The organism is Prauserella isguenensis (assembly GCF_014191605.1).
Classification (GTDB): domain Bacteria; phylum Actinomycetota; class Actinomycetes; order Mycobacteriales; family Pseudonocardiaceae; genus Prauserella; species Prauserella isguenensis.
This window is the reverse complement of sequence record NZ_JACHWU010000001.1, coordinates 980427-999800: the sequence shown is the minus strand read 5'-3', so window position 1 is coordinate 999800 and position 19374 is coordinate 980427. Positions and strand designations below refer to the sequence as shown.

General features: G+C 70.5%; 21 protein-coding genes and 1 pseudogene. 11 read left to right on the top strand and 11 right to left on the bottom strand.

Translation table 11 applies throughout. The features are described 5' to 3' along the window. The first annotated feature begins 2 nt into the window (after positions 1-2). Positions 3-1259 carry a sensor histidine kinase gene (locus FHS23_RS04665; RefSeq protein WP_425501077.1) on the top strand — a complete coding sequence of 419 codons (1257 nt, stop codon included), beginning with the start codon at positions 3-5 and terminating at the stop codon, positions 1257-1259. After that, the gene (locus tag FHS23_RS04660) at positions 1256-1921 is read left to right on the top strand and encodes a response regulator transcription factor (RefSeq protein ID WP_183648281.1); all 666 of its coding nucleotides are present in this window, start codon (positions 1256-1258) and stop codon (positions 1919-1921) included. Before FHS23_RS04665 ends, FHS23_RS04660 begins: the two co-directional genes overlap by 4 nt. A 45-nt stretch (positions 1922-1966) precedes the next feature. Here the strand turns inward: FHS23_RS04660 and FHS23_RS04655 are convergent, their stop codons facing one another. Further along, positions 1967-3199 carry a glycosyltransferase gene (locus tag FHS23_RS04655; RefSeq protein ID WP_183648278.1) on the bottom strand — a complete coding sequence of 411 codons (1233 nt, stop codon included), beginning with the start codon at positions 3197-3199 and terminating at the stop codon, positions 1967-1969. 87 nt (positions 3200-3286) lie between these two features. Here FHS23_RS04655 and FHS23_RS04650 point away from each other — a divergent pair, with 87 nt between their 5' ends. After that, the gene (locus tag FHS23_RS04650; RefSeq protein ID WP_183648275.1) at positions 3287-3973 is read left to right on the top strand and encodes a TetR family transcriptional regulator; all 687 of its coding nucleotides are present in this window, start codon (positions 3287-3289) and stop codon (positions 3971-3973) included. 54 nt (positions 3974-4027) lie between these two features. Here FHS23_RS04650 and FHS23_RS04645 read toward each other — a convergent pair whose 3' ends face one another. Together FHS23_RS04645 and FHS23_RS04640 are read right to left on the bottom strand one after the other, a co-directional pair. Beyond that, the gene (locus tag FHS23_RS04645; RefSeq protein ID WP_183648272.1) at positions 4028-4501 is read right to left on the bottom strand and encodes an SRPBCC domain-containing protein; all 474 of its coding nucleotides are present in this window, start codon (positions 4499-4501) and stop codon (positions 4028-4030) included. Further along, a complete protein-coding gene (locus FHS23_RS04640) occupies positions 4498-4896 on the bottom strand; it encodes an ArsR/SmtB family transcription factor (RefSeq protein ID WP_183648268.1) in 399 nt (132 codons plus the stop codon). Before FHS23_RS04640 ends, FHS23_RS04645 begins: the two co-directional genes overlap by 4 nt. 325 nt (positions 4897-5221) lie before the next feature. Between FHS23_RS04640 and FHS23_RS04635 the strand changes: the two genes are divergently transcribed. After that, entirely contained in the window at positions 5222-5842 is a 621-nt protein-coding gene (locus tag FHS23_RS04635) for a heme-binding beta-barrel domain-containing protein (RefSeq protein ID WP_183648265.1), read from the top strand. A gap of 196 nt (positions 5843-6038) precedes the next feature. Here FHS23_RS04635 and FHS23_RS04630 read toward each other — a convergent pair whose 3' ends face one another. Beyond that, a complete protein-coding gene (locus tag FHS23_RS04630) occupies positions 6039-6893 on the bottom strand; it encodes an aminodeoxychorismate lyase (RefSeq protein ID WP_183648262.1) in 855 nt (284 codons plus the stop codon). A 71-nt stretch (positions 6894-6964) separates the two neighbouring features. Here FHS23_RS04630 and ygfZ point away from each other — a divergent pair, with 71 nt between their 5' ends. The 3 genes from ygfZ to FHS23_RS04615 all read left to right on the top strand — a co-directional run bounded on the left by ygfZ (position 6965) and on the right by FHS23_RS04615 (position 9699). Continuing rightward, positions 6965-8104, top strand: a complete 1140-nt coding sequence (gene ygfZ, locus FHS23_RS04625) for a CAF17-like 4Fe-4S cluster assembly/insertion protein YgfZ (protein WP_183648259.1) — start codon at positions 6965-6967, stop codon at positions 8102-8104. Positions 8105-8173: 69 nt separating this feature from the next. After that, positions 8174-8761, top strand: coding sequence for an RsiG family protein (locus tag FHS23_RS04620; protein WP_183648256.1), 588 nt, complete (start codon positions 8174-8176; stop codon positions 8759-8761). Continuing rightward, complete coding sequence (locus FHS23_RS04615; protein WP_183648253.1) at positions 8758-9699, top strand: asparaginase; 942 nt, start codon at positions 8758-8760, stop codon at positions 9697-9699. Before FHS23_RS04620 ends, FHS23_RS04615 begins: the two co-directional genes overlap by 4 nt. A 52-nt stretch (positions 9700-9751) precedes the next feature. Here the strand turns inward: FHS23_RS04615 and FHS23_RS04610 are convergent, their stop codons facing one another. Continuing rightward, a complete protein-coding gene (locus tag FHS23_RS04610; protein ID WP_183648250.1) occupies positions 9752-10639 on the bottom strand; it encodes a DUF8083 family protein in 888 nt (295 codons plus the stop codon). Positions 10640-10848: 209 nt separating this feature from the next. On the opposite strand from FHS23_RS04610, the gene FHS23_RS04605 reads away from it, so the two are divergent. The 4 genes and pseudogenes from FHS23_RS04605 to FHS23_RS23875 all read left to right on the top strand — a co-directional run. Beyond that, entirely contained in the window at positions 10849-11037 is a 189-nt protein-coding gene (locus tag FHS23_RS04605) for a DUF3073 domain-containing protein (protein WP_183648247.1), read from the top strand. An 84-nt stretch (positions 11038-11121) separates the two neighbouring features. Continuing rightward, positions 11122-11982, top strand: a complete 861-nt coding sequence (locus FHS23_RS04600) for a 3-hydroxybutyryl-CoA dehydrogenase (protein ID WP_183648244.1) — start codon at positions 11122-11124, stop codon at positions 11980-11982. A 91-nt stretch (positions 11983-12073) separates the two neighbouring features. Continuing rightward, positions 12074-13003, top strand: a complete 930-nt coding sequence (locus tag FHS23_RS04595; RefSeq protein WP_183648241.1) for a Gfo/Idh/MocA family protein — start codon at positions 12074-12076, stop codon at positions 13001-13003. A 384-nt stretch (positions 13004-13387) separates the two neighbouring features. Next, positions 13388-13774, top strand: a pseudogene (locus tag FHS23_RS23875) (VanZ family protein); the annotation flags it as partial. Positions 13775-13870: 96 nt separating this feature from the next. Here FHS23_RS23875 and arfB read toward each other — a convergent pair. The 6 genes from arfB to FHS23_RS04560 form a co-directional block, all read right to left on the bottom strand. Beyond that, the gene (arfB, locus tag FHS23_RS04585) at positions 13871-14296 is read right to left on the bottom strand and encodes an alternative ribosome rescue aminoacyl-tRNA hydrolase ArfB (protein WP_183648237.1); all 426 of its coding nucleotides are present in this window, start codon (positions 14294-14296) and stop codon (positions 13871-13873) included. Positions 14297-14392: 96 nt separating this feature from the next. Beyond that, positions 14393-15568: a phosphoribosylformylglycinamidine cyclo-ligase gene (gene purM / locus FHS23_RS04580; protein ID WP_183648234.1), complete on the bottom strand. Its 1176-nt coding sequence runs from the start codon at positions 15566-15568 to the stop codon at positions 14393-14395. 104 nt (positions 15569-15672) lie between these two features. Further along, the gene (gene purF, locus FHS23_RS04575) at positions 15673-17208 is read right to left on the bottom strand and encodes an amidophosphoribosyltransferase (protein ID WP_183650869.1); all 1536 of its coding nucleotides are present in this window, start codon (positions 17206-17208) and stop codon (positions 15673-15675) included. A 279-nt stretch (positions 17209-17487) separates the two neighbouring features. Further along, positions 17488-17880, bottom strand: a complete 393-nt coding sequence (locus FHS23_RS04570; protein ID WP_183648231.1) for a hypothetical protein — start codon at positions 17878-17880, stop codon at positions 17488-17490. Further along, entirely contained in the window at positions 17864-18100 is a 237-nt protein-coding gene (locus tag FHS23_RS04565) for a DUF397 domain-containing protein (RefSeq protein ID WP_221218950.1), read from the bottom strand. The genes FHS23_RS04570 and FHS23_RS04565 overlap by 17 nt, the downstream gene beginning before the upstream one ends. A gap of 344 nt (positions 18101-18444) precedes the next feature. Continuing rightward, positions 18445-19266, bottom strand: coding sequence for a helix-turn-helix domain-containing protein (locus FHS23_RS04560; protein ID WP_183650864.1), 822 nt, complete (start codon positions 19264-19266; stop codon positions 18445-18447). Positions 19267-19374: the final 108 nt, after the last annotated feature.

Genomic DNA, 19374 nt, shown 5'->3' with positions numbered 1-19374 from the left:
AGATGATCCACGTCAAACCCCACAGCACCAGCGCACGGGACAATATGGAACCGCACGGGGAACCCCCACCGGCGTCCGACCGCAGACAGCTCCTGATCGACACCGTTCTCGGCGTGATCGTGCTGATCGTCGTGGGCACGGCCGTCACGGCGAACGTCGGCGGCGACGGCACCGTCAGCTCGCCCGCCTACGCGTTCGGCGCGCTGTTCGGTGCGCTGATGCTCCTGCGCCGCCGCTTTCCCGTCGCGGTACTGGTCGTCACGGCCGTGGCACTGCTCGGTTATTACATGCTGTCCTACCCGCCCATCGGGTTGGCCGTTCCCGTCGCGGCGGCACTGTACTCGGCGGCCGAGTGCGGTCGCCTTTACTGGGCGTGCGGCACGGCGCTGGCATTGCTCGTGGTGTCCACTGCCGTGCGGGTGGTCGAGGGCGACGACCTGTCGTATGTGCTGGGCCTCGAGACGCCGACCTCTGCAACCCTCATGATCGCGGTGATCGCACTCGGCGACAGCGTGCGGTCCCGGCGCGGCTGGCGGGCTGAATTGGACAGACAGGCCGCCGCGGCGGCACTGGAACAGGAGGCCGAGGCGGCCCGTCGGGTCGAACAGGAACGCGTGCGCATCGCCCGCGACCTGCACGACCTGCTGGCACACACCGTGTCGGTGATCTCACTGCACACCGACGTCGCGAGGGAGACGCTCCACGACGACACCGCCACAGCCGAGCGGTCGCTCACCGCGGCGCGCACGGCTTGCCGCGACGCGGGCCGGGAACTGCGCGCGACCGTCGACGCGCTCCGCAACCCGGACGCCGACTCCGAGGACACCGACTCCGAGGACACCGCGAGCCACGACACCACGGCCGGGGCCCGTCCCGGTCTGCACCGCCTCGGCGAACTCGTCGACACCGCCACGGTCGGAGGACTGCACGTCGACCTCCGCACCACCGGCGCCCCGCGCGCGCTGCCGGTCGTCTCGGACGTGACGGCCTATCGTGTCGTGCAGGAGGCGTTGAGCAACGTGCTGCGGCACGCCGACGCCAGCTCAGCAGTCGTGGACGTGCACTACGGCGACGATGCCGTGACGGTGCGGGTGAGCGACGACGGCCGCGGCGCGTCCCCGGCGACCCCCTCCGGAGGCTGGGGGATCACCGGCATGCACGAACGCCTGACACTGCTCGGGGGCACCCTGCGGATACGGACCGAACCGGGAGAGGGGCTCGACGTGACGGCACGGATACCACTGCGGGACGGCGCATGATCCGCGTCGCAGTCGTCGACGATCAGCACCTCATCCGCGCAGGCCTGCGCACGCTGCTCGAGCGCGCCGACGACATCGACGTGGCAGGCGAGGCCGACGACGCCGACAGCGGCGTCGCGCTCGTGACCGCGGAGCGCCCCGACGTGGTGCTCATGGACATCCGCATGCCCGGAGTCGACGGGCTCGACGCCACGCGGCGCATCGTCGCCGACCCGGACTTGCGCGCGGTGCAGGTCGTCGTGCTCACCACGTTCGACACCGACGAGAACATCCTCCAGGCGATCCGCGCCGGTGCGGCGGGATTCCTCCTCAAGGACGCGACCCCGGACGAGTTGCGCGAGGCTGTGCGGATCGTCGCGCGCGGCGACGCCCTGCTGTCCCCGGCCGTGACCCGGCGCGTCATGCGCGCGGCGGCGGACGGTCCCGCACCCGTCGCGTCCGAACGGCTGGCTGGGCTCACCGAACGGGAACGCGAAGTACTGGCCGAGGTCGGGGCGGGCCGTTCCAACGGGGAGATCGCCGAGCGGCTGTTCATGAGCCCGGCGACCGCGCGCACGCACGTCGGAAGGCTGCTCACCAAGCTCGACGCCCGCGACCGCTCCCGGCTCGTCGCACTGGCCTACGAGACGGGTCTCGTCTCGCCCGGCCGCCGCGACGACTGACAGCACCGTCGGACGTTCCGCCGGGCGTTCGACCGCCACCGCATCTCAACCGTCGACGATCAGTTTGACCATGTCGTCGATCGTCGGGCCGGCGGCGATCTCGGCCGCCAGCTCGCCCGCGCGGCGCCGGTACGCCGGGTCGGCCAGCACTCGCCGGGCGGCCGACCGCAGCTTCGGCACCGGCAGCGAGCCCCGCGCGTAGCCCAGGCCTGCGCCCGACCACGTCACACGCGCCGCCACCTCCGACTTGTCCTCACTGGCACCGACGACGACCAGCGGGACGCCGTGGCGCAGCGCGTGGTTGACGCCGCCGTACCCGCCGTTGCTGATCATCAGATCGCACCGCGGCAGCAGTTCGTCGTACGGCAGGAAGTCGGCCACGCGGACATTGGCGGGCAGTGGGTCGACACTCGGCGCGGTGCCGCCGGTCGTGACGACCACGAGCACGTCGTCGGGGGCGAGCGCCTCGACGGCCGGATCGACGAGCCGCCCGAGGTCGTCGTTGGCGACCGTCCCCTGCGTCACGTGGACGACCGGCCGCGACCCGTCCAATTCACCCCACCACTCCGGCAGTGGGTGTTCGCTCGCGGCGCTCGTGGTCGTCGGGCCGACGAAGTGCACCGACGTGGGCAGCTCCCGTGGGTATTCGAAGCCGGGGCACGTCAACTGCAGCACGCCGTCGCTGCGCATCGGCCAGTCCATGAAGGACAGCTCGGTGTCGGCGCCGACGAGTTCGCGGACGTGCCGCCGCGCGGTCTCCCTCGCCGGTGCCGTCATCCACCGCATGAATCGCCGCAACGCCGCGCCCTGCAGTCGTTCACCGATGCCGCGGGGTGCGGGCCGGTACGGCATCGGTGCGGTCAACGGCACGAACCCGAGCACGAGAACCCTGGGCGCTCCGCGGCGGAACGCGAGCGCCATGCCTGCGGCGAACAAGGGATCGCACAACACGACGTCGACGCCGCGCGCCAGCACCTGATCGACCGCCCGGAGCTGCGCCGGCATCGCATCCGCGAACCTCTCCAGGTCGAACCGGCCCAGTTTCAGCCCGCTCAGCCGCGCCCTACCGGGGACCGAGCCGTTCAGGTCGGTCTCGTCGAAGTCCACCTCGTCGTCGAGCACGGTCACGTCGGCGCCGAGGTCGGCGAACACGCGCTCGTAACGGGCGCCGGTCACGACGGCCACGTCATGCCCCGCCTCGAGCAGCGCGGCGACGACGGGTTTCGTCGGTCCGACGTGCCCCCTCGCCGGCTGTACGCACACGAGTACTGAAGCCATGACGGGCCTCCCGCGGACCGGTTGCTGTGTGCCCCCAGGGGCACTGACTGCCGACACTTGACCGAAACACTGTATCGTCGAATTCCGATGGTAGCCGAGTTCGACGAATCCGACGAGTCGCGCCGCCCCCGTCGTCGCTACCGATCCCGCGTACGGCAGGAGCGGGCCGAACGCACCCGCGCACACGTGATCGCCACGGCGGGCCGACTGTTCGCCGATCACGGCTACGCGGGCACGAGCATGCGGCGGATCGCCACCGAGGCGGGGGTCGGCCTCGAGACCGTGACGCAGACCGGGCGCAAGGCCGACCTGCTGCTGGCCGCGTTCCGCACCGGACTCGCGGGCGATTCGGACACCGTCGACATCACCGCGCTCATAGGCGGCTTCCCGAGCGGCGGGGCCGGCCTCGCCGGAGCGTTGGCCACCGCGACGGCCCGGTTGGCCGACGGACTGCGCGACTCGCTGGGCATCTGGCGGGCGTTCACCGCCGCCGCGATGTCGGACGAGACGGTGGCCGCCGCGCGGGCGGAACTGGCCGCGATGCGCAGGCGGGAGATCACCGCCTGGCTCGAGACGTCTGCGTTCGCGGACGTCCCGAGCCAGGACGCGACGTCGCGCGAACGCCTCGCCGACACGATCGGCCTGCTCACCTCACACGAGGCCTACGACCACCTGGTGACGGTCTGCGGCTGGCCCCACGACGACTTCGCCCCGTGGGTCACCGCAGCGATCCTCGACCGCCTCGACCCGTCGTCACGGCCGACGCCTCCGTGACGACCGGTATCCCGATCCGGCCTGCTCCCGCCCGGCGTGGCCGCTCTGCAGCCGTCAGTCCACGCCGTTCTCGGCGAAGCGGGTGAGCTGGTCGGCAACGGTGCCCCAGCCGTCCTCGGCGCCCAGTTCGACGTGGCGGGCGAGCCCCTCGGGGTCGCGATGGCGCACCACGACCCGGTAATCGGTTCCGTCCGGGTGGTCGCGCATCGTGATCTCGGCGACGAGCGTGACGGGCTCGGGGTCGGCCGGCCGCCACGCGCTGTCGACGGCGTTGGTGAACACGATGCGCTCGAACTCGTCGACCGCGAGGAAACAGGCGTCCAGGTGCGGCGAGAACGTGGTGCCGTCGTCGCTCATGCGCGTCACGAACGCGCCGCCGGGGCGCACGTCGAGCCGGTCGACCCGGCAGCGCATCGGCTCGGGGATCCACCACTGCGCGAGGTTGTCCGGGTCGGCCCACGCCTGCCACACGGCCTTCCGCGGCGCCCGGATGATGCGGTCGAGGGTGAAGTCGAGTTCTGGATTCATGATTCGTTCCTTTCGTCGGCGGTGGCGTCACCGCCGGTTTCGGGGTTTCCGGTGACGAAGCTTTCGAGCCGGTCGGTGCGCTCCTCCCAGAGCCGTCGCTGCTGCGCGAGCCAGCCGTCGACGACGCCGAGTCGGTCCCGGTCGAGCTCACACGTACGCACCCGGCCGTCCTTGTGTGTCCTGATCAGGCCGCTGCGCTCGAGCATCCGCACGTGCTTGAGGAACGAGGGCAGCGTCATCGCGGCCTCGGCCGCCAGATCGCCGACACTCGCCGAGCCGACGCCGAGCCGGTGGATCACCGCACGCCGCGTGGGATCGGCCAGCGCCAGGAAGACGCCGTCGAGCTCGGGCTCCGCCGGAGCCGAACCGGCCACAGGAGTCGAAAGCTTTGCCATACGGCTAAGTATTACCCCGCGAAACAGTTAACGCAAGGGCTAAGTGTTTCGGAGACGTGGGCACGTCCGCCCTGGCGAACGCGGCGGGGACAGAAACCCGGACCGGTGACCATGCTCACGAGGCGGCACCGGGACTCGGGCGAACCGGGACGTGGGCGCTATTCTTCCGCGCGTGGAGATTCTGTTTACGACGCTGCTGATCCTGGCCATCGTCGCGTCGACGTGGTTCGCGGGCTACGTCGTCTACCGGCTGTACACCGACAGCTGAGCGACACGGTTCGTCAGCACAGCACCCGTCACCAACGCTGAGTAAGGCTTACCCCCGATGTCGAGCGGCGACGAGGCCATCGAGGCCGCAGCGCAACGCGCCCAGAAAACGGCCCACCGCAACATCCCGCAGCTGGACGATATGCCGATCCCCGGCGACACGGCCAACCTGCGGGAGGGCGCCGACCTCAACGACGCGTGCCTCGCACTGCTGCCGCTTATCGGCGTGTGGCGCGGCGAGGGCGAGGTCAACTACCCGACGATGGACGAGCCCGCGCGCGTCGCGCAGCAGCTCACCATCGCCCACGACGGCCGTCCTTTCCTGTACCACGAGGCACGGTCCTGGCTGCTCGACGCGGACGGCAACGTCATCCGGCCCGCCGCACGCGAGACCGGCTTCTGGCGCCCGCAGGCCGACGACACGATCGAGCTCGTGCTGTCGCACTCCTCCGGCATCATCGAGCTGTTCTACGGCCAGACCCGCGGGCAGTCCGCGTGGCAACTCGCCACCGACGCCGTGGTGCGGTCACAGACGGCCAAGGAGGTCACAGCCGCCGAACGACTGTACGGGATCATGCCCGACGGCAGCGGCAACCTCGGCTACGTCGAGGAGCGCGCCATGATGGGCCACCCGAAGACTCCGCACGTCTCCCTCGTGCTCGAACGCGTCGTCGGCTGACGCCCACACCTTCGAGCGACACCCGTTCAGCGCAACTTTCGCACGCCCTGAGGCGCTCCCCGGGCACCTCAGGAGCGCTCAACGCCAGCTTGGTGACCTTGGGGAGCATTCCGCCTCAGCGCTGCGGATGACTCAGCGGGATCGCAGTCGCCCACCTGCGCCATGAGGAGGCGCAGGTGGCGCAGGTGGCGCAGCTTCACTCGTACTGGGCGTCGTAGGCCTTCGCCAGCTCGGCGTGGATGGCCACGGCCGGGTCGTCGGCCAGCCGGACGTCGTCGAGCGTGTGCACGCGCGTCAGCTTCCGCACCGACGAGGCCAACATCAGGGCGTCCCCCGCGGCGAGCTCGTCGGCCTTGAGCTGCGTCACCTCGGTCTTCCAGCCTGCCCGCTCCGCCGCGCGGAACACGTCGCCCTGCGTCGTACCGGGCAGGATGCCGTTCGTCGGCGGCGGCGTGTACAGCGTGCCACCGCGCGCCACGACGACGTTCGACGTCGGGCCCTCCAGCACGTAACCCTCGGTGCTGGTGAAGATCACGTCCTCGGCGCCGCGGCGGCGCGCCTCCCGCTGCGCCGCCATGTTCACCGAGTACGACAACGTCTTCGCGCCCAGCAGCAGCCACGGCGCGCGCTCCATCAGGTCCGCCTCGAACCCGCGGTTCAGCGTCACCACGCCGATGCCGTCGCGCCGCGCCGTCTTCGTCGACTCCGCGATCTCGGTGCCGTACGCGAACGCCGTCGGCCTCTCGTCCGGGTCGCCGTCGATCCCGCGGGTGAGCACGATCTTCAGCGCGAGCTCGACGTCGGTCGGCCAGTTGTCGATCACCAGGCGGATGACGCGTTCCCACGCCTCGCGGTCCGGCGGCGCCATGTCCATCTTCGCCGCCGACCGGGCGAAGCGGTCGAGGTGCGCGTCCAGCTCTCGCGGCACGCCGTTCGTGACGAGGATCGTCTCGAAGATGCCGTCACCACGCACCAGACCGAGGTCGTCGACGCGGATGTGGGCCTGGTCGGGATCGGCGAAGGTGCCGTCGAGGAAAGCGAGGACGCGCATGGCTTCACCGTACCCAGCGGGCCCGCGAACGCTACCGACCATCGGCGCGGCCACCGACATACGATCGCGGTATGACGTACTCCTCGCCCCTGTCCGAACTGCCCGGCGCCGTCTCGGCACCCGACGACCACCCGGAGGCGGGTGTGCCGTGGCACTGGGGTGATCCGTTCGCCGAGCAGCGCACCGCCACGCGCGGCGTGGCGGTCGTCGACCGGTCGCACCGGCACGTGATCACCGTCGGCGGTTCCGAACGGCTGTCGTGGCTGCACCTCGTGTTGTCGCAGCACGTCTCCGCACTGCCCGCCGACACCGGCACCGAGTCGCTCGTGCTCGACGCCCAGGGCCACATCGACGCGCACATGGTCGTCGGCTACACCGGCGACGTCGTCTACCTCGACACCGACCCGGACTCGCACGCCACGAGCGCCATGCCGAACGGCGGCAAGGAGACGCTGATCGACTACCTGCAGGCCATGAAGTTCTGGTCGGACGTCGACATTCGCGACGCCACGGGCGAGTACGCCGTGCTGACGCTGCTCGGGCCGGACGCCGAGCAGACGCTCGCCGCCCTCGGCGACACACCCGTGGCGCTGCCCGCCGAGCCGTTCGCGATCGCCGCGCTGCCGGGCAGCGGGTTCGCACGCCGCATGCCGTGGCCGGGCCCGCACGCGATCGACCTGCTCGTTCCGCGCGCCGAGCTGGTCGACGTCTGGAAGCGCCTCACGGACGCGGGTGCGCGTCCCGCCGGCTCGTGGGCGTTCGACGCGCTCCGCGTGGAGTCCCGGCAGGCGCGCGTGGGCGTCGATACCGACGACCGCACCATTCCGCACGAGGTCGGCTGGATCGGGTCGGCGGCCCACGTCGCGAAGGGCTGCTACCGCGGCCAGGAGACGGTCGCCAAGGTGTTCAACGTCGGCAGGCCGCCACGCAACATGGTGCTGCTGCACCTGGACGGATCGATGGAGGTCTATCCGGAGACCGGCGACCCGGTGCTGCGCGGCGACCGCACCGTCGGCCGGGTCGGCAGCGTCGCCCAGCACCACGAGCTCGGCCCGATCGCGTTGGCACTGGTGAAGCGGTCCACGCCGGTGGACGCCGAGCTGATCACGGGGTCGGGCGACGAGAGGCCGCAGGCGGCGATCGACCCGGACTCGGTACCCGAGGAGGGCGCCGCGCCGGGACGCGAAGCCGTGCAGCGCCTCCGAGGGTGACATCATCTCCCGACTCCCGGAGGTGTCCGGCCTCTGGTCCAGATCGACGACGTAGAGCAGGATGAACCCGTGATCGAAGTCCGGCCCGGCGGGCGACGTCGTATCGACCGCGTCCTCGCGCCCGGCTACGCGAGTGAACCGGAGGCACTGCCGCTGCCGACGTTGCGGGAGCGGCGCGACGAGGCCGCCCAGGAGGAGACGGACCTCTCCTACCTGCGCAGACTGCTGCACGCGCGCATCGACATCGTCAAGGCGGAACAGCTGCGGCGGAGCTCCGACGACCCCGGCGACGAGGACGTTGTCACCCAGCTCACCGCGATCCTGTCCGACAACGCGCTCGGACCTGCGACCGGGTCGGGCAGGCATCAGACGCTCGAACCGACGCGGGCGGGCGAGTACCGCCGCGCCGCCGAGGCGCTCGTCGGCGACGCGAACCTGTCGGACGTCGTGTCGCTCTCCGACGACCAACTCGCCGAGACGCTCGACTCCTACCGCGGGCAGGAGGGGTCCGTGTCGCAGCGGCGCCGTGAGGTGCAGGCCGTCGTCGACACGTTCAACGCCGAGATCGCCCGCCGGTACGCCCACGGCACGGCGTCGGTCGACGAACTGCTCGACTCCCAGCGTTCCGCCCCCACCACCGAGGACGACGAGGCATGACGGCCCTCGTCGAAGTGGTGCGCTCCGGCTTCGTGGAGAGCGTGCACCACGGCAGTCTCGTCGTGACCGCACCCGACGGAACGGTGCGCGCCGCCGTCGGCGACGTCGCCGAACCGGTGTACCCGCGGTCGTCGAACAAACCGTTGCAGGCGCTCGGCATGCTGCAGGCCGGTTTGGACGTGGCCGACGACGATCTGGCGCTCGTGTGCGCGTCGCACAACGGCGAGCCCGAGCACGTCGAGCGCGCGCTCACACTCCTGGAGAAGGCGGGCCTCGACGAGGACGCCCTGCACTGCCCACCCGACACACCACGTGGAAAGCCGGCCGCCGAACGCCGCAGGGCCGCGATGAACTGCTCCGGCAAGCACGCCGGGATGCTCTCGACGTGTGTCACGGCGGGCTGGCCGACCGCGACCTACACCGACCCCCAGCACCCGCTGCAGTCCACGATCGCCGAGACCGTGTCGGAGGTGACCGGCGAGCCGATCGCGTGGACCGGCGTCGACGGGTGCGGCGCCCCACTGCTGGCCTACTCGCTGACCGGCCTGGCCCGTGCCTTCGGACGCCTGGTCACGGCCGAGTCCGGGGACAGGCGGCGGGTCGCCGGCGCCATGCGGGCGTATCCGTGGCTGGTTGCGGGCACGGGCCGGGAGGACACGGTCCTGATGGACGCCGTGCCCGGACTGTTGATGAAGGGCGGAGCGGAAGGCGTCCACGCGTTCACGCTGGCGGACGGCACCGCGGTGGCGCTGAAGATCGCCGACGGCAACGCGCGCGCCCGCGAGCCGATCCTGGTCGAGGCGTTGCGACTGCTCGGCGAGACACCAACCGGCGAGGCCGTCGACCGCATGGCCGTCGGTGCCGGTGTCGTCACGGGCGCCGACCGCGACGTCGGCTCACTCCGCGTCACCGCCGCGCTGGCGGATGCCCTGCGCTGACCACTGCACCGGCCCCCCCAGGGCACTTCGGGGGCACGAACGGCCGTCACGCTCAGTTGAAGCGTTCGCGGGCGGCGAGTTCGCCCCAGTAGTCGCGCAGTGTCTGGAAGATCTCGCCGACCTCGTCGACGTCGCCGTTGCGCAGCGCCTCGAGCAGCATGTGCACCTCGTCGGCGGAGGTGTCCGACTCGAGCGTCAGGTCGTCGACGAGCTGCACCAGCCCGCCGTAGTCGAGCTCGACGGCCGACGCCGGGTGGAAGTTCGCCAGCCAACGGTGCGTCTCGCTGAGGATCTGCACCGGCCCCGCGTCCTCGCCGAGCGCGTTGCCGACCAGCTCCTCGGCCTCGCCGACCCGGCGCAGCGCGTCCGTCATCGGCGCGCGCCACGACAGTTCGCGCTTCGGGTCGCCTCGGCCGGAGCCGAGTTCGAGCCGGAACTGCCGCGGGTCGACCAGCGAGAACCACGGCAGCGGCACGGTCCACGTCGTGGACAGCACATGCATCGACGTGCCGTAGAGGTCGCGCAGCGCGGAGTTGGCGCGCGACTTGATCCGGTCCTCCGGCGCCCCGAGCGCGTCGACGACGACGCCCTTCAGCGCCGGATGCGCCTCGCCCAGGAAGCCCACGAGCGCCGCCGCCGAACGCGGGCGGATCTCCAGCGGGCAGACGAGCGGTCCCGGGCCGACCTCGGCGCTCGCCTCGGTCGGCACCTCCTCGGGGTCGAGCACCAGCACGTCCGGTAGGGACGAGGGCTCCTTGGGCAGCATCCGCGGCCGCTCACCGGCCTGTGACTTCAGCCACATAACCATCTCGCGCTCGCCCGCGTCGGGCCGAGTCAGCGCAGCCTCCTCGACCGCACGGGACAGCCGCTCGTCCGGCGGCTCACCGAAGGCGACGAGCGGTTCGTAAACCCGCAGATAGGCGACGAAGGGTCGGAGCACCCCGGAATCCTGGCACGTCGCCGCCCCGGCGCGGGCATCGGCTGGCCCGTTCGAGGGTGATCTTCATAGGTGTCGCGTCTCGCACACCGCGCCACGTCGCGTCCGGCCCGGGGGACACGGTACGGTGTCCTCTAGGAAATAGTTGTCGAGACGACGCGGGGCCGCCGATTTCCCCCGGCCGCCCCGCCCCTGCGCAAGGGGGTCGAGCCATGGGGCGCGGCCGAGCTAAGGCCAAGCAGACGAAAGTGGCCCGGGAGCTCAAGTACAGCGTTCCCACCACGGACCTCGAGGCACTTCAGCGAGAGCTGTCGAGCAACTCCTCGGACCAGAACGGCCATGAGGACGAGGAGCGGTACGAAGACCCGTACGACGACGGGTACGACGACTACCGTCGATGACGCAGGCGAATGCGGGGGTGGCACCGAGCGATCGGTGACCACCCCCGCATTCCGCGTGCCCAATGACACCTCAAGGGAGAGAACGTGCCGGATATCCAGCGGATCGGTGTTGTCGGTGCGGGCCTGATGGGCTCGGGTATCGCCGAGGTACACGCGAGGGCAGGGTTGGACGTCGTGGTCAACGAGGTCAGCCAGTCGGCGCTGGACGCCGGGAAGGGCAAGATCGAGAAGTCGCTGCAACGTGCGGCGAAGGCGGGCAAGATCGCCGACGCCGATGTCGATGCGACCCTCGGACGGCTGACCTTCACCACCGACATCGAGGCCTTCGCCGACCGTGATTTCGTCGTCGAGGCCATCCTCGAGCAGGAACAGGCCAAGACGGAGCTGTTCGGCAGGCTCGACAAGGTCGTGACCGCCGACAGCGCGATCCTGGCTTCGAACACGTCCTCCATCCCGATCATGAAGCTGGGCATGGCGACCCAGCGGCCGGAGCACGTCGTGGGCGTGCATTTCTTCAACCCGGTCCCGGTGCTGCCGCTCGTGGAGCTGGTAGCGTCGGTACGCACGGCCGACGACGTCGTGGCGCGCGCCGAGGCGCACGTCACGGGCACGCTCGGCAAGACCGCGATCCACTGCCAGGACCGCGCCGGCTTCATCGTCAACGCACTGCTCGTGCCGTACCTGTTGTCGGCGATCCGGATGTACGAGGCCGGGTTCGCCTCGGCCGAGGACATCGACGAGGGCATGGAGAAGGGCACGGCCCACCCGATGGGGCCGCTGCGACTGTCGGACATGGTCGGCCTGGACACGATCAAGGCCATCGCCGACTCGATGTACGACGAGTACAAGGAGCCGACGTACGCGGCACCGCCGCTGCTCATGCGCATGGTCGACGCCGGCATGCTGGGCAAGAAGTCCGGCCGCGGGTTCTACGACTACAGCTGAGCGTCCGGCGGCGGCTCCGGACTGCTCCGTGCGGCACCGGACGTGATCACCGGACGCCCGCGTCGGCGCCGCGGGTCCTACGCTGCGGGACATGAGCGACACGCAGCTGCGGGTCGGCCTCGTCGGCGGCGGGCCGTGGGCACGGACCGTGCACGCACCGGGGCTGGCGGACCATCCGGCGACCAAACTCGAAGCCGTCTGGACGCGACGTCCGGAGGTGGCGGCCGAGCTCGCCGACGAACACGGCGCGCAGGCGACCGGCACGTTCGACGAGCTGCTGGACGCCGTCGACGCCGTCGCCTTCGCGGTCCCGCCGTCCGTGCAGGGCGGGTTCGCCGAACGCGCCGCGCGGGCGGGTAAGCACGTCATCCTCGAGAAGCCGCTGGCCGGTGACCTCGAGACGGCTGACCGGGTCGCCGCCGCGGTCGACGAGGCGGGCGTGGCGTCGCTGATGATGCTGACGATGCGCTACACCCAGCACACCCGCGAGTGGCTGGCCGGTATCCGTGAGGTGGGTGGCTGGACGGGCGGCGCCGCGCGGTGGCTGTCCGGGGCACTGCTGGGCGACACGTACGGGGGTTCCGGGTGGCGCGCCACCGATGGCGTGCTGGTGGACGTCGGGCCGCACGTGCTCGACCTGATGGACGCTGCGCTCGGGCCGGTGACCGAGGTCGCCGCCGCCCACCGTACGGATGCCGACCTGTGGCACATCGTGCTCGCACACACCGGAGGGGCGACGTCGACGGTCAGTATGTCGACCCGCATCCCGGTGCAGCCGACCGCGGCGGAGTTCACGGTCTACGGCGAACACGGGCTGCGGACGCTTGCGCGCTCCCGCGGTGCGGCCGATGCGTACACGGCGCTGCTCGACGATTTCGCGGCCCTCATCGCCACGGGTGTCCGCAGCCATGAATGCGACGCTGCCCGCGGTGTCCACCTGCAGCGTGTCCTCACCGACTGCCTGCGAGCCGCCGCAACGACTTCGGACAATTCCTCCGAAATCGTCCGTCGCCGGACATGATCACACTTCCGTGGGCATTCCGGTCGTAGCCGAGAACGCGCCGGCGACACCGCCACCCGGCGACCACGAAACGGCGACAAGAATTCGCCCGGACGGGCCACCTACGAACGGACGAGGGTCGACGCCCCAGGATTCGCCGCCGGGAACGTCCTGTTAACGCAGGGAAAGCACCACTGGAACACGTGGCCCGGAATTGCGGAAAATCGCGGTTCAGGTACCACCGAACTCGAGTCCCCGGCAAGTCCGAAAACGTCACGACGATCGTCTCTGTGCGCCCGTGCGCTCGCTTTGCCATTCTTCTCGTGGCACGCGAAAAGCAAGGGGGTCCGCCGCGTGGAATTCTTGCTGCACCATTTCGGCCGGCTCATTCCGGTCGGTCTGACGATGTTGGTTCCGGCGTCGGCAGCGTGGCTGATGCTCCTGTCCCGCAGACGCCGGCGGCTTCCGGTGTGGCGGGCGTTCACGACGGCGACTCTCGACACGGCGATCGCAGTCGTGACGTGCTGGATACTGCTACTGGTCACGGTGCCGACGGCGGGTGAAAGCCGGGTGCACGTCATCCCCGGCACGGATCTGTTGCCCGTGGCCGCCGACAGGGAGGCCGCGTGGCAGGTCGCCGCGAACCTCGGTCTGCTGTTGCCGGTGGCGATGCTGCTGCCGCTGCGATGGACGTGGTGGCGGAGCACCCGCCGCACCACGGCGTCGGCGTTGGCCGCGTCCTGCGGCATCGAGTTGATGCAGTACGTCGCCGGCATCGGGCGGGTCGCCTCCGTCGACGACGTCCTGGTGAACACGGCAGGCGCGACGGCGGGCGTCACGGTCGCACTGTGGATCCTCGAAGCGGCGCCGCGGCGTGCGGGCCGCCGTTCAGTCGTCGCGGCGGGCGCGCCGATTGCGCTTGACGTCCGAGCGGCGTTTCTTCGCGGCGATCCGCCGTTCCTTCGACCCCCGCGTCGGTGTGGTCGGCTTGCGCTGCTTCGGCGGCGGCGCGGCCGCGTCGCGCAGCACGTTCGCCATCCGCTCCCGGGCGGCCTGCCGGTTGCGGAGCTGCTCCCTGTGCTCGGCGGCCACGACCGTGAGCACCCCGTCGGCCAGCCGCCGGTCGAGACGGGCCAGCACCCGTGACCGCAGCGACTCCGGCACCGCCGCCGACCGCGCCACATCGAACGACAACTCGACGCGCGACGACGTCGTGTTGACCCCTTGACCGCCGGGGCCGGAGGCGCGCGAGAACCGCTCCGACAGTTCCCCCTCGGGGACGACGAAGCGGGATGACACGCGCAGCTCGTTCACGTCAGCCACGATGGCGCGTCCGGCAGGGATGTGTCGACCGGATTCCACAGGGCCGCCGGCGAGGGTGGCCGACGGCACACGCAGCGACGGTGGTGATCAGAACCGCGGGTGCTCACCCGACAGCACGGCACGCGGCCCGTCGGCGGTGCCGCCGTCTGCCGTCTTGACCTCGCCGAGTACCCACGCGGGCACATGCCGCGCGGTGAGCACGGCCAGCGCGCGGTCGACGTCCTCGGCCGCGACGACGGCGACCATGCCTACGCCCATGTTGAACGTCTTCTCCATCTCCGCCCGGTCGACCTTGCCGCGCTGCTGGATCACCGCGAACACGGGCGCAGGCGTCCACGACCCGCGGTCGAGGTGGGCGACGAGGCCCTGTGGCAGCACGCGCTCGAGGTTCGCCTCGAGACCGCCACCCGTGATGTGGGCGAACGTGCGGACACCGGCCTCGGCGACGAGCGCGAGGCAGTCCTTCACGTAGATGCGCGTCGGTTCGAGCAGTTCCTCACCGAGCGTGCGGCCGAGCTCCTCGACGTGCCCGTCCAGCGGCAGTCGCGCGATGTCGAGCAGCACATGCCTGGCCAGCGAGTAGCCATTGGAGTGCAGTCCGGACGAACCCATCGCGATGACCGCGTCGCCGGGACGCACCCGGTCGGGGCCGAGGACGTCGGCCGCCTCGACCGCGCCGACACCGGTCGCGGAGATGTCGTACTCGTGGTCGGCCATCATGCCGGGGTGCTCGGCGGTCTCACCGCCCAGCAAAGCGCAACCCGCCTGGACGCAGCCCTCCGAGATGCCCTCGACGAGCGCGGCGATCCGCTTGGGAACGACCTTGCCGACCGCGATGTAGTCCTGCAGGAACAGCGGTTCCGCACCCGTCACGACGAGGTCGTCGACGACCATCGCGACCAGGTCGATACCGACGGTGTCGTGCTTGTCGAGCGCCTGCGCGACCGCGATCTTCGTGCCGACGCCGTCGGTCGACGACGCGAGCAGCGGTTCCTTCCAGCGGTCGAGCTTCAACGAGAACAGGCCGGCGAACCCGCCGACCCCGCCGACGACCTCGGGACGGGTAGCCCGCGCGGCATGGGGCTTCAGCAACTCGACGGCGTCGTCGCCCGCGTCGATGTCGACGCCCGCCGCGGCATACGTCGCACCGGCACCTTCGGCACCTACGTTGTCGGCACCGGCTTTCTCGGCACCGGCTTTCTCGACGCCGGCCTTCTCGACGCCGTGGTCGGCAACGACCGGCTCGTGGCCAGACTCGCTCATCGGGACGCGGACTCCTCACTCGGCATTACTGCGGCACGCGATGCCCCAGGGCACCGGTTCACCCCGGGGCTCCCGCCCCGGCGCTTCATCTCACTCGGCGAACGCTACGGACGCCCGACGGCGTCCTCGGCACCGTACCCCGCATCCACGACGGGCAGTTCCCGCGATGCCCCGCCGAGGTTCTCGAGCATGTGCTTGCCGATGACCGCCTCGTCGGGCAGTGCCACGGGGTACTCGCCGTCGAAGCACGCCGCGCACACCCGGTTGCGCGGCTGTTCGGCCGCGGCGACGAGCGAGTCCACGGACGCGTACCCGAGCGAGTCGGCGCCGATGGCGCGGCGGATCCCGTCGAGGTCGGCGCCGTTGGCGACCAGTTCGGCACGCGAGGCGAAGTCGATGCCGTAGAAGCACGGCCAGCGCACCGGCGGCGAGGCGATCCGCACGTGGACCTCGACGGCGCCGGATTCGCGCAGCATCCGCACCAACGCACGCTGGGTGTTGCCGCGCACGATCGAGTCGTCGACCACGACGAGGCGCTTGCCGCGGATGACGTCGCGCAACGGGTTCAGCTTCAGCCGGATGCCGAGTTGGCGGATCGTCTGCGACGGCTGGATGAACGTCCGGCCGACGTAGCTGTTCTTGACCAGGCCCTGCCCGTAGGGGATGCCGGACGCCTGCGCGTAGCCGATCGCGGCGGGGGTGCCGGATTCGGGAACGGGAATCACCAGGTCGGCGTCGGCGGGGTACTCGTCGGCGAGCCTGCGGCCGATGTCGACGCGCGTGGCGTGGACGCTGCGGCCCGAGATCGTCGTGTCGGGCCTGGCCAGGTAGACGTACTCGAAGATGCAGCCCTTGGGTTCCGGGTTGGCGAAGCGCGTGGACCGGATGCCATCGGCGTCGATCGCGATGAGCTCGCCGGGCTCGACCTCGCGGACGAACGACGCGCCGACGATGTCGAGCGCGGCGGTCTCGCTGGCGGCGACCCAGCCGCGTTCCAGACGGCCGAGCACGAGCGGCCGGAAACCCTGCGGGTCGCGCGCGGCGTACAGCGTCGACTCGTCGGAGAACGTCAGGCAGAACGCGCCGCGCAGCGTCGGCAGCAGCTCGGCGGCGGCGACCTCGATGCCCTTGTCCGCGGCGGTCGCGGCAAGCAGCCCGCAGATCAGGTCGGAGTCGGTCGTGGCGCCGTTCTTGCTCACGACACCGAGTTCGCGAGCGCGCTCGTGCAGCTCGTGGGTGTTGACGAGGTTGCCGTTGTGGCCGAGCGCGATGCCGGTGCCCGCACCGGTGGTGCGGAACGTCGGCTGGGCGTTCTCCCAGCTGCCGCCTCCCGTCGTGGAGTAGCGGCAGTGCCCGACGCCGACGTGCCCCTGCAGCGACGACAACGACTTCTCGTCGAACACCTGGCTGACGAGGCCGAGGTCCTTGAACACCACGACGTGGCGCCCGTCGCCCGCGGACATGCCCGCCGCCTCCTGGCCGCGGTGCTGCAACGCGTAGAGCCCGTAGTAGGTCAGCTTCGCGACGTCCTCACCGGGCGCCCACACGCCGAAGACGCCGCATTCCTCACGGGGTTCGGTTTCGAGATCCGAGTCGGAGTCGGTGACCGACTCCGACGACGGTTCGTGGTGGTCGCGCAGGTCGTCGTGCCTGTCGTTGTGCACCGAGGGACTCCCCTGAGGACGAGAACGGGCCGCCTCCAGTCTAGTCCGCGGAGGCGGCCCGTTCGGGGTGAGATGGCGCTCAGACCGGGCGTCGCAGCGACGAGGGGGGAGGTGCACTGCACCACCACGGTCTGAGCGCCGACCTGGGGACGCGGCGGGACACCCGCCGTGTCGAGACGCGGGCTCGTCGTGATCACACGCGGTGCTCCGCGTCCGTGTCGGTTCGTCGTATGGATTTGTCGTTCCGTCCGAGGGTCAAGCGGTGGCCTGCAGCCACTTCGCGCGGCCCGATCCGTTCGGCACCCAGCAGCCCTTGCCCATCCGGTGCGACGGTGCCGGCTCGGCGTACTCGTCGTCCGGGAGTTCGAGCAGCTCGTCGACGACGGTTTCCATGTCGCCGCTGCGCCGCCAGAGGACCTGCTTGGGCTCGAGGATGTTCGGTTCGTCGTAGGGCATCCGCGTGGCGGTGACGTCGTCCTCTGCGTCGAGCCGGACGACGTCGACCACGGTCTCGTGCATCCGCACGCCGACGACGGTCACGAGCTCACCGTCGGCGTCACGGGGGTGCACGAAGCGGTAGCCGCGTGCGATCAGGCTGCCGAGGGTCACCTCGACGTCGTTGGGGGCCAGCTCAGACGAGCATGTCATCGAACTCGCCGTCCTTGACGCCAGCGACGAAGGCTTCGATCTCCGCGCGGGTGTAGACGAGAGCCGGACCCTGAGGATCACGGGAGTTCCGCATGGCGATGTCGCCACCGGTGAGGGGTGCCACCTCGACGCAGTTACCCATCGCGCCGCTGTACCGGCTCTTGCGCCACTGCGCGCCGGTGAGCAACTCCGACGAAATGCCGTTCTCGATCCGCTGCATGATCCTCACCTTCCCGACTTTCAACCTGTGGAGGATGCATCTGCACGTGCATTGACGTGTGCACAGAAGTTAGCACGCGCTACTGCTCGTGTGAATGCACGTGCATAAGCCCGTGATCCTCTTCACCCGAATGCAACGCAGAGCAGAAACCGCAGGTCACGGGCGGTCTATTTGCGACACCGGCAATTAATGTGCGACGAGCGGGATCACGGCTGCGACGAGCGGTGGATCTTCATCGGCAAGCGGCTGAACGCAATGCGGACACCTGCCCGAGTTTCACCCGGCTCAGCGAACGATCACAGTGCGTGTCGCGGCATCGCTCCGCGTCATGAGCTCGCGCGGACTCAGGCGTCCGCGCGAGCCTTCAGCATCATCTGCCGGGAGCGATCCGGCGTCTCGGCATCGACCGCCAGGCGGTCGAGGGAACGGCCGATGAGCTCGACGTCGTCGGGCTTGTCCAGGTAGACGCCGCCCGCGATGTGCTCGACGTAGCCGATGTTCGGCAACTCCGGTTCGGAGAACCGCAGCAGCGTGAACGAACCCTCCGCGGCGTAGCCGCTGCGCTCGTACGGCACGACCTGCACGGTGATGTGCGGCATCGCCGTCAGCTCGAGCACCTGGTCCAGCTGCGCACGGTGGACCTCCCTGCCGCCGATCGGCCGGTACAGCACCGACTCGTCGACCACGGCCCACAACTTCGGGGCGTCCGGCCGGAACAGCAGCCGCTGCCTGCGCATGCGCAACCGCACCCGCGCGTCGGCAGCCTCGGAGGCGTGCTCCGGCAGGCCGTGGGTCATGATCGCCCGGGCGTACTCCCTGGTCTGGAGCAGCCCGGGGAAGAACTGCAGCTCGTAGGTCTGGATGCGAGCCGCGGCCTCTTCGAGCCCGACGAAGTCGTCGAACCAGCGGGGCATGTAGTCGTTGAACTTCTGCCACCAGCCCGGCTGCGAGGACTGGTCCACCAGCTCGAGGAAGTTCGCGCGCTGGGTCTGATCCTGCACGCCGTAGAGCGTGAGCAGGTCCTCGACGTCGCGACCCTTGAACTTGACCCGCCCCAGCTCGAGACGGCTGATCTTCGATTCCGACGCGCGGATGTGGTAACCGGCGTCGGCGCGCGAGTACCCCGCGGCCTCACGCAGCCTGCGCAGCTGGGAGCCCAGGATCATGCGCCGCGCGGTCGGACCCTTGTCGTCGGTGGTGTCCCGCACCGCGGCCTGGACGGGTGAGGGAGTTCCGGTTGCGGACGGCCCGGTCGGCCACGAAGCCTCTGATCC